Source organism: Bradyrhizobium sp. AZCC 1577 (assembly GCF_036924575.1).
Lineage (GTDB): Bacteria > Pseudomonadota > Alphaproteobacteria > Rhizobiales > Xanthobacteraceae > Bradyrhizobium.
In genome coordinates, this window is sequence record NZ_JAZHRQ010000001.1 from 2,978,976 (window position 1) to 2,993,015 (window position 14,040).

The 14,040-nt window shown below is 64.0% G+C and carries 11 protein-coding genes; 4 read left to right on the forward strand and 7 right to left on the reverse strand.

Annotation, left to right across the window (positions count from 1 at the left end):
• Positions 1–92 precede the first annotated feature (92 nt).
• Positions 93–2,393 carry an MHYT domain-containing protein gene (locus tag V1278_RS13820; protein WP_334381116.1) on the forward strand — a complete coding sequence of 767 codons (2,301 nt, stop codon included), beginning with the start codon at positions 93–95 and terminating at the stop codon, positions 2,391–2,393.
• A 46-nt stretch (positions 2,394–2,439) separates the two neighbouring features.
• Here the strand turns inward: V1278_RS13820 and V1278_RS13825 are convergent, their stop codons facing one another.
• The 5 genes from V1278_RS13825 to V1278_RS13845 all read right to left on the reverse strand — a co-directional run bounded on the left by V1278_RS13825 (position 2,440) and on the right by V1278_RS13845 (position 8,589).
• The gene (locus tag V1278_RS13825) at positions 2,440–5,550 is read right to left on the reverse strand and encodes an efflux RND transporter permease subunit (RefSeq protein ID WP_334381117.1); all 3,111 of its coding nucleotides are present in this window, start codon (positions 5,548–5,550) and stop codon (positions 2,440–2,442) included.
• The gene (locus V1278_RS13830; protein ID WP_334381118.1) at positions 5,547–6,725 is read right to left on the reverse strand and encodes an efflux RND transporter periplasmic adaptor subunit; all 1,179 of its coding nucleotides are present in this window, start codon (positions 6,723–6,725) and stop codon (positions 5,547–5,549) included. The genes V1278_RS13825 and V1278_RS13830 overlap by 4 nt, the downstream gene beginning before the upstream one ends.
• A gap of 27 nt (positions 6,726–6,752) precedes the next feature.
• On the reverse strand, positions 6,753–7,517 hold the full coding sequence (locus tag V1278_RS13835) for a hypothetical protein (RefSeq protein WP_334381119.1): 765 nt from the start codon (positions 7,515–7,517) through the stop codon (positions 6,753–6,755).
• 158 nt (positions 7,518–7,675) lie between these two features.
• Complete coding sequence (locus V1278_RS13840) at positions 7,676–8,098, reverse strand: hypothetical protein (protein ID WP_334381120.1); 423 nt, start codon at positions 8,096–8,098, stop codon at positions 7,676–7,678.
• Positions 8,099–8,361: 263 nt separating this feature from the next.
• Positions 8,362–8,589 (reverse strand): hypothetical protein, encoded by a 228-nt coding sequence (locus tag V1278_RS13845; protein WP_334381121.1) that lies wholly within the window; start codon positions 8,587–8,589, stop codon positions 8,362–8,364.
• Between the two features lie 426 nt (positions 8,590–9,015).
• Here V1278_RS13845 and V1278_RS13850 point away from each other — a divergent pair, with 426 nt between their 5' ends.
• Together V1278_RS13850 and V1278_RS13855 are read left to right on the forward strand one after the other, a co-directional pair.
• Positions 9,016–9,693: a response regulator transcription factor gene (locus V1278_RS13850; protein ID WP_334381122.1), complete on the forward strand. Its 678-nt coding sequence runs from the start codon at positions 9,016–9,018 to the stop codon at positions 9,691–9,693.
• A gap of 78 nt (positions 9,694–9,771) precedes the next feature.
• Positions 9,772–11,136 (forward strand): sensor histidine kinase, encoded by a 1,365-nt coding sequence (locus V1278_RS13855; RefSeq protein ID WP_334381123.1) that lies wholly within the window; start codon positions 9,772–9,774, stop codon positions 11,134–11,136.
• An 11-nt stretch (positions 11,137–11,147) separates the two neighbouring features.
• Here V1278_RS13855 and V1278_RS13860 read toward each other — a convergent pair whose 3' ends face one another.
• The gene (locus V1278_RS13860; protein WP_334381124.1) at positions 11,148–11,441 is read right to left on the reverse strand and encodes a hypothetical protein; all 294 of its coding nucleotides are present in this window, start codon (positions 11,439–11,441) and stop codon (positions 11,148–11,150) included.
• Between the two features lie 431 nt (positions 11,442–11,872).
• Between V1278_RS13860 and V1278_RS13865 the strand changes: the two genes are divergently transcribed.
• Positions 11,873–12,778 carry an RNA polymerase factor sigma-32 gene (locus V1278_RS13865; protein ID WP_334381125.1) on the forward strand — a complete coding sequence of 302 codons (906 nt, stop codon included), beginning with the start codon at positions 11,873–11,875 and terminating at the stop codon, positions 12,776–12,778.
• Positions 12,779–12,841: 63 nt separating this feature from the next.
• Here the strand turns inward: V1278_RS13865 and V1278_RS13870 are convergent, their stop codons facing one another.
• Positions 12,842–14,038 (reverse strand): acetyl-CoA C-acyltransferase, encoded by a 1,197-nt coding sequence (locus tag V1278_RS13870; protein ID WP_334381126.1) that lies wholly within the window; start codon positions 14,036–14,038, stop codon positions 12,842–12,844.
• Between the last annotated feature and the right edge of the window lie 2 nt (positions 14,039–14,040).

Sequence of the window (14,040 nt, forward strand, 5' to 3'; positions counted from 1 at the left end):
AGTTCGGCACCCTCAATTGCCATTCGGCGCGGGAACAATGCACGGCCGCAAGAACGGTGCTATTGAGATGCTTCCCTTGCGACATCAACGGAATGCATCACCATCCAGGCACCCATGACCCCGTTCTTGTCGCGCTGTCAGTCCTGATCGCCGCGCTTTCTTCCTACACGGCACTGGATCTCGCGACTCGCATGCGAGCTGCCTCCGGTTCCGCCAGCCTGGGCTGGCTTGGGGCTGCAGCCGTCGCCATGGGTGGCGGCATCTGGTCCATGCATTTCGTCGCCATGCTGGCGTTCAGCCTGCCCGGCGTCGAAATTTCCTACGATCCGCTCCTCACGCTCCTCTCGCTTGCCCTTCCCATTTTGGTCGCTGCAGCCGCGTTCGTCGTCGTTAGTCAGCGGTCGAACACGCTCATCATTTCCGGCATCGGAATGGGGCTCGCGATCTCCGGCATGCATTACACCGGCATGGGGGCCATGCGGATGGCGGCTTCGATCCACTACGATCCCCTCTGGGTTGTGCTTTCCATCGCCATTGCGATCGGCGCGTCCATCATTGCGCTGTGGCTCGCCTTTCGCACTACGAGCGTGCTCGAGCGCATATCGGCGGGCGCCGTCATGGGCCTGGCGATCTCCGGGATGCACTACGCGGCCATGCGGGGCTCCTCCTTCGTTGCCACGGATGCCATTCTTGGCCGCGCAGTCCACGGCGCGGTTGGGCAAGCGCCGCTCGCGTTCCTGGTCGCCGGCACCACGATCATCGTCCTCGTCATCGGGCTCGCCGCGGCCGTGTACGACCGCGCCTCGGCAGAACGTGCCGATCGCGAAGCCGAGGCACTCAGGCGAAGCGAGGAGAAATTTCGCCTGCTGGTGGAGGGGGTGGCCGACCACGCCATCTTCATGCTCGACCCCGAAGGGCGGGTGGCGAACTGGAATCTCGGCGCGCGCCGGCTGATCGGCTACGGCGACGAGATCATAGGTACCCACTACGCCATCCTTCACACCGAGGAAGACCGCGCGTCCGGAGTCCCCGATGCCGAGCTTCACGACGCAAAGCGGGAAGGCAAGTCAGAAGGCGAGGGCTGGCGCGTCCGCAAGGATGGCAGCCGCTTCTGGGCCGAGGAGACGATACGCGTGGTGCAAAACGAGCGTGGCGAGGCAATCGGTTTCGCCAAGATCGTGCGCGACGTGACGGAGCGGCGCCGAGCCCAGGAAGCGCTGGAGCGCACGCGCGATGCGCTCGTGATATCGCAGAAGATGGAGACTGTCGGACAGCTTACCGGCGGCGTCGCCCACGACTTCAACAACATACTCGCCGTGATCCTGGGCAGCCTCGAACTGGCGAAGAAGCGCCTCCAGCCAGAAGATCCCCGGATTCACCGGCTGCTCGATAACGCGATTCAAGGTGCGCTGCGCGGCGCCTCGCTGACCCAGCGTATGCTGGCGTTCGCGCGCAAGCAGGACCTCAAGCCCGTCGTCGTGGATGTCCCGGAGCTGGTGCGCGGAATGGCGGCTCTCCTGAAGTTTGATCCAGCCATCCGGGTCGAGACCCGTTTTCCGATCGAGCTTTCGAAGGTGAAGGTCGATGCCAACCAGCTCGAGCTCGCGATCCTCAACCTCGCCGTCAATGCGCGCGATGCGATCGCGGCCAGTGGCGGGGTCATCAGCATCGCTGCCCGCGAAGAGCATGCCATCGATGGCCTTGCCGAGGGACGATACGTCGCGCTCTCGGTGAGCGACACCGGATGCGGCATGGACGAGGAGACGCTCAAGCATGCGCAGGAGCCGTTCTTTACGACCAAGGGCGTCGGTAAGGGAACCGGTCTCGGCCTCTCGATGGTGAAAGGGTTGGCCGAACAGTCCGGAGGCGTGTTGCGGCTGAAGAGCCGCATCGGCGAAGGGACCACGGCCGAGATCTGGCTGCCCGCCTCTCAGGACGAAAAGCTGCCGGTGCCCCATGCGGCGGAGCCGTCGCGTTCCGCGCCCCGCGGCAGCCGCCCCCTTTCCGTGCTGGTCGTCGACGATGATCTTCTCGTCCTCGACAGTGTCGCTGCGATGCTCGACGATCTCGGCCACGCCGTGATCGAGGCGCGCTCCGGCGAGGAGGCAGTCCAGCTTCTGCGCCGAATGCCGAAGATTGACATCGTGGTGACCGATTACGCCATGCCGGGGATGAACGGGTTGCTGCTTGCCGAGGCAGTGGCCGCCGAGCGTCCCGGCACGCCCGTGGTGCTCTGCACAGGGTATGCCGAACTGCTCGGCTCGACGCAGCCTCACTTGCCGCGCATCTCCAAGCCGTTCGACCAGGCGGCGCTGCTGGCCGCCATTGAGGAGGTGATGAGCGCACAGGCAGCTTCGCGCTCGGTTGTGACCCTACACCCGAAGAGGGCCTGACAGTTGATCGTTCTCATCGTGTCTCAGTGAGCCGCCGGAACTCCCGTCATTCCGCCGGCGTCAGGTTGGCGCCCTCGTCAATCGCCGGCTTCCTCTTGCCGAACAGCCAGGTTTGCAGCCGGTCGAGGTAGATGTAGACCACCGGCGTCGTATACAGCGTGAGAAGCTGCGACACGGCCAGTCCTCCGACGATGGCGTAGCCCAGCGGCTGACGTATCTCGGAGCCCGCGCCGGTGCCGAGCATCATGGGAACGCCAGCAAGCATGGCTGCCATCGTGGTCATGAGGATCGGCCGGAATCGCATGACGCAGGCGCGATAGATGGCGTCTTCCGCCGACAATCGCTCCTGTTGGCCGACATGCAGGGCGAAATCGACCAGCATGATGCCGTTCTTCTTGACGATGCCGATCAGCAGGATAATGCCGACGATCGCGATTACGCTGAGATCGAGGTGAACCGCCATCAACAACAATAGTGCTCCGAGCCCCGCCGACGGCAGCGTCGAGATGATGGTAATGGGATGGATCAGGCTCTCATACAAGATGCCGAGGATAAGATAGATCACGAACAGCGCCGCCACGATCAGGATCGGCGTTGTCGATAGGGAATCGCCGAACGCCTGTGCGTTGCCCTGGAAGCTGGTCTGCAGCGAAAGCGGTTTGCCGAGCTGCTTCTCGATATTCTGGATGGCGCTTGTCGCCTGGCCGATCGCCGTGCCGGGGAGCAGGTTGAAGGAGATCGTCACCGACGGAAACTGTCCCTGGTGATTGACCACGAGCGGGGCGACCTTGACCACACTGTCGACCAGCGTCGATAGCGGCACCTCCTGGCCGGCTGAGGATTTGACATAGATTCCAGTCAACGCCTCGGGCGAGTACTGGAATTTTGGATTGACCTCCATGATGACGTGGTACTGGTTCAGGGTCGTGTACATCGTCGATACGATGCGCTGGCCAAAGGCGTCATCGAGCGTGTTGTCGATGGTGAAGGGCAGGATGCCGTAGCTCGAAGCCACCTCGCGCTTGATGGAGATGTCGAGCAGGGGGCCGGAATTGAGCTGGTCGGTCGCGACGTCGGTGATGCCGGGGACCTTCTTGATCCTGTCGAGGAACAGCGCAGCCCAGTGATTCAGCTCACCGGGATCGGCATCGCCCAGCGTGTACTGATACTGGGTTTTCGAGACGCGTCCGCCGATGGTGATGTCCTGCGCGGCCTGCATATAGAGCGTGATGCCCTGAATCTTGGCCAGGTTGGTACGCAGGCGGGCGAGCACCGTTTCCATGCTATCGCGCTGCTTGTAGGGCTTGAGCGCAATATAGATGCGGCCATTGTTGACCGTGGTGTTGCCGCCGCCGGCGCCGATCGCCGAGCCGACGGATGCGACGGCCGGATCCCGCGTGATGGCATTGAGCAGCGCCTGCTGGCGCTCGGTCATCGCAGAATAGGAAATATCCTGCGCGGCTTCGGATAGACCGATGATCAGCCCGGTGTCCTGCTGCGGAAAGAAGCCTTTGGGAATGACGACGTAGAGATAGCCGGTCAGCCCGATGGTCGCAAACATCGTCAACAGGGTGATGAAGCGGTGACGAAGCACGATCTTGAGACCGGCCTCGTAGGCTCCGAGTAGTGAACCGAAGCCACTTTCGAGGATGCGGAACAACCGTCCGTGCGTCCTGTTTTCCGGCTTGAGCAGCCGCGCGCACATCATCGGCGTCAAGGTCAGCGAGATCAGGAGCGACAGCACCAGGGCGACGCTGACGGTGACGGCAAATTCGCGGAACAGCAGCCCGACATATCCGCCCATCAGGAACAGCGGAATGAAGACCGCGATCAGTGACAGCGTGATCGACATGATGGTGAATCCGATCTCGCCGGCGCCCTTCAGCGCCGCCTCGAATGGCGTGGCGCCACCTTCCATGTGCCGCACGATGTTCTCGATCACGACCACGGCGTCGTCGACCACGAAGCCGACGGCGATCGACAGCGCCATCAGCGACAGGTTGTCGAGGCTGTAGCCGAGCTCGTAGAGGACAGCGAGCGTGCCGATCAGCGACAATGGAACGGTGACCGCCGGGATGACCGTCGCCCAGAAGTTTCTCAGGAAGATGAATATCACCATCACCACCAGCGCAACCGTCAGCATCAGCGTGAACTGAACGTCGTGGATGGATGCGCGGACCGTATCGGTGCGGTCGGAGATGACGTTGACCTTGATCGCGGGCGGGATCGAGGCCTGCAGCACCGGCATCTCTGCCTTGATCCGCTCGACGGTGTCGATGACGTTGGCACCGGGCTGGCGCTGGATCGCCAGGATGACCGCGCGCCGGTTGTTGTACCAGCCGGCGATCAGGTCGTTTTCCGGCGCGCTGACGGCGCGACCGACGTCGCGGATTCGGACCGGCGAGCCGTTCCGGTAGGCGATCACGAGATTGGCGTAGTCCTCCGCCTTCAAGAGCTGATCGTTGGTGTTCAGCGTATAGGTCTGGCGTGGGCTGTTGAGCGTGCCTTTCGGCAAATCGACATTGGCCTGGCCGAGCGCCGTGCGGACGTCCTCGAGATTGATGCCGCGCGCGGCAAGCGCCTGCGGATCGAGCTGCACGCGCACGGCGGGCTTCTGCTGGCCGCCGATGCCGACGAGGCCGACGCCCGGAATCTGCGATATCTTCTGCAGCAGAATGTTTTCCGCGTACGCATCCACTGTGGTCAGCGGCAGGCTGTCCGATGTGAGACCGAGCACCAGGATTGGCGTGTCCGCCGGATTGACCTTGCGGATGGTGGGCGGGTAGGGGATGCCCGGCGGTAGAAACGGACTCGCGGCGTTGATCGCCGACAGCGTGTCGCTGACCGTTCCGTCGATCTGGCGGTTCAGATCGAACTGTAGCGTGATCTGGGTGAAGCCGAGGGCGCTCGCCGACGTCATCTGGAGGAGACCCGGAATCTGTCCGAACTGGAGTTCGAGCGGCGTCGCTACCGACGCCGCCATGGTCTGCGGGTCCGCGCCCGGCAACTGCGCCGTCACCTGCAGCGTCGGATAATTGACGTTCGGTAACGCCGCGACCGGCAGCAGCGGGTAGGCGATGAGGCCGCCGACCAGAAGGCCGACCATCAGGAGCGCCGTTGCGATCGGCCGGTGAATGAAGGGCGCGGATATGTTCATGGGATCGTCGCCTGTTGTGCTTGCTGTGCCGCTGCTTCCTCGGCTGCTTCGCCATGTAGCAGCGTGACATGTGTGCCCGGCTGCAGCCGGTATTGTCCGTCAACGACGACCTGCTCGCCGGCCTTCAGGCCGGTATCGATCAGCGCCTCGCCGTCGGTGATCTGTGCGACCTTGACGGGGCGCATCGCTACCGTGCTGTCGGGCTTGATGACATAGGCATAGGCGCCGTTCGGACCCTGCTGCACGACCGAAGCGGGGACGGTCAGCCCGTTATGTCGGGTCGTGACGAGCAGCCGCGCATTGACCAATTCACCCGGCCACAGCTCACGAGATTTGTTGGGAAAGGTTGCCTTGAGCTGGATCGAGCCGGTCGTCTGCAGGATCTCGTTGTTGACCAGCGCGAGCTCGCCCCGGCCTAGCTGCAGGGTGTCATCCTGATTATAGGCGAGGACGGGAAGCGGCGTCTTGGTCGCTTGCTGTTGCTTGAGGATCTGCGGCAGCACGCCTTCCGGCAGCGTGAAGATCAGCGAGATGGGATCGAGCTGGGTCACGACGACGAGCCCGTTGGCCGTCGTCGGGCTGATGATGTTGCCGACGTCGATCTGGCGAATGCCGACCACGCCGTCGATCGGCGAAGTCAGCCGCGTGTAGCTAAGTTGCACCTTGGCCGCCTCGATCAGCGCCTGGTCGGTCTTGATCGCGGCCTCCAACTGGCCGACCTGCGCCTTCTGGGTTTCGATCAGTTGCGGCGTAGCCCAGCCCTTGTCGCCGAGTTGGTTGTAACGCGCGAGATTGGCGCGGGCATTGGTGAGCTGGGCCTGGTCACGCTCCAGATTGCCCTCAAACTGGTCGATCTGGGCCTGATAGGGACGCGGATCGATTTGCGCGAGCAGGTCGCCGGTATGGACGGTCTGCCCTTCGGTGAAATTGATGCTGATGAGCTGGCCCTGGATCTGGGCTCGCACGACATCGGTGTTGTACGCGATCACGGTGCCGACGCCGTTTTGATAGATCGGCACGTCATGCTGCGCAACCACGCCGGCCACGACCGGAACCGGAGGTGACGGCGCGGCCGCGACAGCAGCTCTGAACGCATTGGCCTGCGTGAAGTAGAGCAGGCCGCCGGCGGCGACGGCACCGAAAAGGACTGCAGGTATTGCAAATTTCATTTTCATGGCTGCTTCTCGCGCGTGGGTTTCCGCTCAACGGAACATCGTGGCGGCGGTTGATAGGCCTGGTATCGTGTTCGGCGCCCCTGTGATGTTCGGTATCCCTGTGATGGCGCCGGTGGGCGCGGCGACGGCCGTCGTGTTCGGTGTCGGCAGCGTGACGGCGGGCACCGTCGGGACCGTCGGCGCGATGGTGCCGATGGTGGGTCCGACGGTGATGGTTGGCACTATCGCGGCGGAGCTAATCCCAAGATTGCCGAGCTCGGTCGAGCCCATCGGAATGCCAGTGCGCGCCACGCCGCCCGGCGCCACCGGAGACATCGGCGTCGATGATGCTGCTAGACTGCCCGAGCCGGCGCCGCACATGCTCGATGTACCCGAGGTGTCGATCAGGGCCGATGTCGGCGGAATACCCGATGACGACATTCCTGACGAATTTGGCGCTCCCGCCATCGGCATCGCGGACATCGTGTTCTGCGGTGTGACCGTCCCGACCGCCACGCCGCCGCCGTCGAAGGTCGCAGCCGATCCGAACATCGTCGACGGTGCCGTGCCGATCGTCGAGCACACGGTGCTGCCGATTGTGCCGGTCTGGTCGGCCGGCGCGGGACTCACGCCGGGTGAGGCGATTTCCGTTGCGCCCAAGGGGATGCCGGTGCCGCCGACTGGCGCGCTTGGCACCATGCCGAGCGGCGACGTGGCCGAGAGCGAAGGTGTCGGCATCACCGCGGCCTGCTGCGCAAAGGCCGGGCCGCACAGCAAGGCAGAGGCTGCTGTGATCATCAGGAAGCGTATCATGTTGCTCTCCAGTACCGTTCAACCGACACGAGAACGCGTGGCGCGAGGTCCACGCGATATCCTTCGGGCTATTGGGGGATCGGTCCGGAGGACGTTTGAAGAAAGCAGGAAAACGTCCTCCGAACCGACAGCCTGCGCGCAGGTCCTGCGCGGCGGGTTCAGCTACAGCTCAGCGGCAAGGGGCTGTAGGGGTGCAGATAGTACCAGTCATAGCAATCGGGATAACCGTAGTACCCGTAGCCGTATGCCGGCCCGTACCTGTCGAAACGATGCACGGCGTGCTGGTGGAGTCCGAAACCATGCGCGCCGATGTGGCCACCGCCGAGACCTCCCAGATGTTCGCCGACGCCTATGCCGCCGATATGGGCGCCGCCACCAAAGCCTCCGATGTGGCCTCCGCCGCCAAAGCCGCCCATGTGACCACCGCCACCGAAGCCACCGCCCATATGGCCGCCGCCACCGAAGCCGCCGCCAAAACCTCCGCCGTGGCCGCCACCGCCGCCACCGCGGGCCTCGGCCGCGCCCGCGACCAGACTCGAAGCGAGAAGAGCCGTTGCCAGTATCGTGAGCATGCGTTTCATCGTGAGACTCCTTTCAGTCAGATGCTCGTCGCGAGCGAACTTCAACGGGCCGCGCGAGCGAAATGTCGGATGGCTGACAGGTAGGTGCGATGCACAAGGCATCCATTAAATTCGGCGTTAGTCTTCGCCGCCTTGGCATTCACGAACTGGAGCAGCCGCGGATATGCGTCAAAGGAGAACACGTTGGCGCGCGGGCAGAAGACGGGCCAGCGGGATGTCCCGCCAGCCCGGCATGTTCATTGTTGGGTCGTAATGCAAGCGGATCAGTAACCCGTGTTGGGTTCGCAAGGCGCCGCGTTGGTCCACGGTGCCGTGGCATAAGCGCCGACGCGCGGAGCGCGGACGCAGCTATCGCCTACGTCGCGATGCATCGTCGACATCACGCGGCCATTGGCATCGGTTACGACATGCCGCGTGTTGGCGGCCAGTACCGGAGTGGCGAAGGTGGCTGTGGTGAGTAACACAGCCGACAGAAGTTTCAGGTTGCGCATGGGTGTTCTCCATAGGTGGGAAGCCAGGCCGGCTTCTTCCTGTGACGTGCGGCTGGCCTGCCGTCGTCCAAAGCGAATATCGCTTCACGCGCTCTCAACTCGACGTGAAGGTGATGTGGGTCTCACCTATCCGACATCGTGCCGGCTGATCGGGCAATGCAGGCCCGCCGATTCATTAAATTGCTATTTATTGGCGCAACGGGCCGCCGGCGGCTAACTGTTTCGGGCGGGCCGGCCGTGCTTGTACCGAGGCGGCGGAATGGCCGCCTGGCGGATGGCGCCTGCAGGATATTGTAGGGATCGCGGCGCTGTCTGGCTCCCCTGAACCGTGAGACTTGTGCGCGTCGCCATGGCATTATTGGCTGCCCGGCGTATCATTGCCACCTGGCGTCGAGAGGGTATCTTGATAGCAATCGGATCGATCAGATGACGAAGGTTCTCCTCATAGAAGACGACGGCGAGACGGCGGGGGAAATCACGGCCGAACTGGCCGATCGTGGCTTCGAGGTGGAATGGTCGCCCGACGGGCTCGATGGCCTTGCCAAGGCGCGCGACCTGCGTCCGGACGCCATGATCGTCGACCGCCTGCTGCCGGGAATGGATGGCCTCACCGTCATCGAGTCCTTGCGGAAAGATCAGGTGCGCACGCCGGTGCTGGTGCTGAGCGCACTTGGCGCGGTCGATGACCGCGTGCGCGGATTGCGGATGGGGGGTGACGACTATCTCACCAAGCCGTTTGCGATCGTCGAACTCGTCGCGCGCATAGAGGCGTTGCTGCGCCGCCCGCCGGAAACGCGGGAAACCAACTTGCGGGTGGGGCAACTCGAGCTCGACCTGATCGAGCGGACGGCAAAACGCGGCGAGCGCAGGATCGATCTCTTGCCGCGCGAGTTTCGCCTGCTCGAATACATGATGCGGCGGAGCGACCAGCTCTTGACGCGCGCGATGCTGCTCGAAGAGGTCTGGAATTACAAGTTCGTCCCCGCCACCAACCTGGTCGACGTTCATATGGGCCGCGTGCGGCACAAGGTCGACGGTCCGGGCGACGCCCCGATGATTCAAAATGTCCGCGGCGCAGGATTCATTCTTCGTGCCGTGCCTTGACCGACTTTTGGCGGCCTTGCCGGGCGCCCGCGCCGTTGGGCCGGCAAGGTGATCGAACGGCAGGCCGGGAAGCTTCAGTTGCAGTTCATTCGCTCGAAGACGTTCCACTGGACCACCGTGCTGGCGGGCCTGTTCGCGATCTTCGTCACGGTTTTGTTCGGTTTCATCTACATCAGGATCGACGACTACCTGATCGCGCGATCCGATCGCATGATCACGACGCAGATCGGCTTCTTTGCCGGATTGCCGCGCGAGCGTCTGATCGGTGCGCTCAATGATCATCTCGGGCAGGATTCCCGCGGCGTTCAGTTCTCCGGCGTGTTCGACGCGAACGGGAATCGGCTGGCCGGCAACGTCGCAGCCCTGCCGGACGGGCTCGACATCGGGGCACCGGCGCGGAGCATGCCGCTGGTGCGCCTTGATGACAAGGAAGCCGGTGCGACATCCGTTAGAACCGTCGCGCGGCGCCTCGAGAACGGCGACATATTGCTGGTCGGGCGAAACGTCGACGAAACGGCGGAAGTCTTCAGGGTCGTCGGAGCGGCGCTGGCGCTTGGCCTGTTGCCTGCGTTCTGTCTCTGGTTGTTGGCCGGCGCCTGGCTGAGCGCGCGTGCCCGCAGGCGGGTCGAGGAGGTCAACTTCCGGGTCCAGCGCATCATCGCCGGAGATCTACGCGAGCGGCTGCCGCACAAGAACGTCGATGAACCGTTCTCGCGGCTCGCCGCCATCGTCAACGGCATGCTCGATGAGTTGGAGACCACGATCAACGCGCTGGCCGGCGTCGGCAACGACATCGCCCACGATTTGCGAACGCCGCTGACGCGCGCTCGTCTGACGCTCGAGCGCGGCCGTACCAACGCGACGACCCTGGAGCAACTCCAGGAAGTTGTCGACAAGGCCATCGCCGGCATCGACCAGTCGCTGTCGATCGTCACGGCGCTGTTGCGGCTCGCCGAGATCGAGAACAGCCGCCGCTCGTCCGCCTTCGGCGACGTTGCGCTCGGCGACATGCTGCGCGAGGTCTGCGACATGTACGAGCCGATCGCCGAAGACAAGCAGATCGCGCTGAGCGTGAACATAGCCGACAAATTCTCCGTGCGCGGCGATCGCGACCTGCTGCTGGAGGCGGTGGCCAATCTCGTCGACAATGCCATCAAGTTCACGCCCCGGAGCGGCAGGGTCGAGCTTGCGCTGCTGCGCGGTGAGGGCGAAACCATCTTGCGTGTGACAGATACGGGTCCGGGGATCAGCGCGCTGGAGCACGAAGCCGTGTTGCGCCGGTTCTATCGCTCGGACAAGATTCGTAACACGCCGGGCATCGGCCTTGGACTCAACCTGGTCTCGGCAATCGTGAAGCTGCACGGCTTTCGCCTGATCATCCACGCCGGCCCGGGAGGCCGGGTGGAGATCGTTTGCCCCGATGAGCAAGGTGGCCGGACATAGGTCCGCCAACGTCACCCATGCCGGCGGTCATCATGCTCGGCGCGGGATGCGTGGTGTACACGCCGATGCTGCCAGACGCTGGGGCCGGCCATGCCGCTTTCCCTTTCGTTATAGGCTTGCATCACCGAGGGCGGCAGCCCTTCCATCCGGTAGGCCGGCGTGGGTGCACCGCCATTCAGCACGTCCAGATTCGGATAGAAAAATGCAAAACTGCCCGGCTCCTGGATGGCTTCTTGCGCGAAGGCAGGCGCTGCGGCCACCATGGACAGCAATCCTGCGACAGCGATGGTCTTGATCGAGGTCATTGTCTTTCTCCGTATCATCTACGCGGCAGTTCGCTGGACGCGCATGCGCAGTCACATGCCGCAACGGGCGCGTGTTCTTTTCGAATGCGAACTGCTCGCTTGAGGCTGCATCCAGGCAGCGGATGCATGACGGAGATGTAGGGCGGGCGCGACCTCGTCCCACTAAATTGCCTTTTACAAAGCTCAACTGGTCTTGAGCCGTCTTGCAAAGCGTTTGCAGAGGGAGCGGTCGTTTCGAATTCGCACGAGCGCGCGAATGCTCATCGATCGAGGTTTCGCGAGCCTCGAGCGAAATCGTGCGATTTTGAAATCGAGACCAGAGCGGCACGGACGCTAACAGCGAATTTAGATTCCTCAATTCCAATTTAATGGCGGCATCGCGGTGCCGTCCCTAGGGTCTCTCTGCCGGACCCGATGGATTGGAGCCACCCATGAACGCCCACAGCACGACGATACTGTCAGACAGGCGCGAGCCGCTGACTGTCGACAGATCGCGAGATATCGTCGATGAATATGCCGCACTCATCAGGCGATACGCTCTGCTTGAACCGACGCGCGAGCAGCAGCTTGCCCGGCGCTGGCAGCAGCACCGAGACCGAAGCGCTACCGATGCGCTCGTCACCAGCCATCTCCGGCTCGCGGCCAAGGTCGCGCGCCGCTACCAGCGATACGACCTGCCGCTTGCCGATCTGATCGGGGAAGCCAATCTCGGCCTTGTCATCGCGGCCTCGCATTTCGAGCCGGGCCGTGGCGCCAGGTTCTCCACCTACGCCTTGTGGTGGATCAAGGCCGCGATCCACGATTACATTCTGCGGTCGCGCTCGCTGGTCAAGATCGGGACGACGGCAGCTCAACGGAAGCTGTTCTTTGGCCTCAGGCGCGCCATGCGCAAGTTCGGAGGCGACAGGACGGGCCTTACGCCGGAGGTGGCCGAGGCCGTCGCGCGGGAGCTCGCGGTCCCCGTTCGCGATGTGATCGAGATGAGCAGCCGTCTGACGGGCGACCTTTCCCTGAATGCATCCGTCGATGAAGACGGGCCTACCGAATGGGAAGCGAGGCTGGTCGACCCTTCGCCGAACGCGGAGGCGATGATCGTCGAACAGGATGAGGGCGGGCAACGGGCGAGGGCGCTCCATTCGGCCCTTGATGTGCTGACGGTGCGGGAGCGCCGCGTGTTCGAGGCCCGGCGGCTTCGCGAGGATCCGCCGAGCCTGGAAGAGCTCGGGCGTGAACTGTCGATTTCCGGCGAGCGCGTGCGGCAGATCGAAGCTTTGGCCTTCGAAAAGGTCAGGCGTGCGGCGACAAGGCGCTTGAGACATGCCGCCCTGGCAGCTTGAAGGTGGCCCCGAAAACGGCGAGCGACACCCTTCGCGCCGCTCGCAGTCCTTCCGACGGCCCGATCAGCGCGCGGCGCGCTCGACGGCGATCGCGGTCGCTTCTCCGCCGCCGATGCAGAGCGCAGCGACACCGCGCTTTAAGTTCCGCGCTTCCAGCGCATGCAGCAGCGTCACGATCAGACGCGCGCCGGTGGCGCCGATCGGGTGGCCTAGCGCGCAGGCGCCTCCATTGACGTTGAGTTTTTCTCTCGCGATGCCGAGATCCTTCTGCGCCGCCATCGCCACCACCGCGAACGCTTCGTTGATCTCGAACAGGTCGACGTCGGAGACGGTCCATCCGACCTTGTCGAGCAGCTTGCGGATCGCCGGGATCGGCGCGGTGGTGAACCATTGCGGCTCCTGGCTGTGGGTGGCGTGACCCTTGATTTCGGCGAGCACTGGTAGCCCGTCGCGATCGGCGAGCGAGCGCTTGGCCAGAACCAGCGCGGCGGCGCCGTCGGCATTCGCGGAAGAGGCGGCCGGCGTGATGGTGCCGTTACCGCGGAACGCGGGCTTCAATCCGGGAATCTTGGCCGGATCCACCTTGAGCGGATGCTCGTCATTGGCGATGACGCGCGGACCCGCCTTCTCGGACAATGTGATCGGCGCGATCTCGGCCCTGAACGCGCCGCCCTCGACCGCCTTGCGGGCGCGGGTCAAGGTCTCCATCGCGTAGGCGTCCTGGTCGTTGCGGGTGAACTGATAGGCCTCCGCGGTAGCCTCGCCGAAGTCGCCCATCGAGCGGCCGGTTTCGTAGGCGTCTTCCAGCCCGTCCATCAGCATGTGATCGATGATCCGGTTGTGCCCGGCGCGATAGCCGCCGCGCGCCTTGGCCAGCAGATAGGGCGCGTTCGACATGCTCTCCATGCCGCCGGATAGCACGATCGAGGCCGAACCGGCATTGATGATATCGTGCGCCAGCATCGTCGCCTTCATGCCGGAGCCGCACACCTTGTTGACCGTGGTGGCGCCGGTGGCGTCAGGCAGTCCGGCGCCGCGCGCAGCTTGGCGTGCCGGCGCCTGGCCCTGTCCGGCCGGCAGCACGTTGCCCATGAACACCTCCTCAATCCGCTCCGGCGCGAGTTTCGCCCGTTCCAGCGCCGCGCCGATCACGTGAGCGCCGAGCCTGTGCGCGCTGAAGGGGGACAATTCGCCCATGAACCGGCCAAGCGGCGTGCGGGCGGCGGAAAGGATGACGACGGGATCGGGGCTTGCGGCCATTG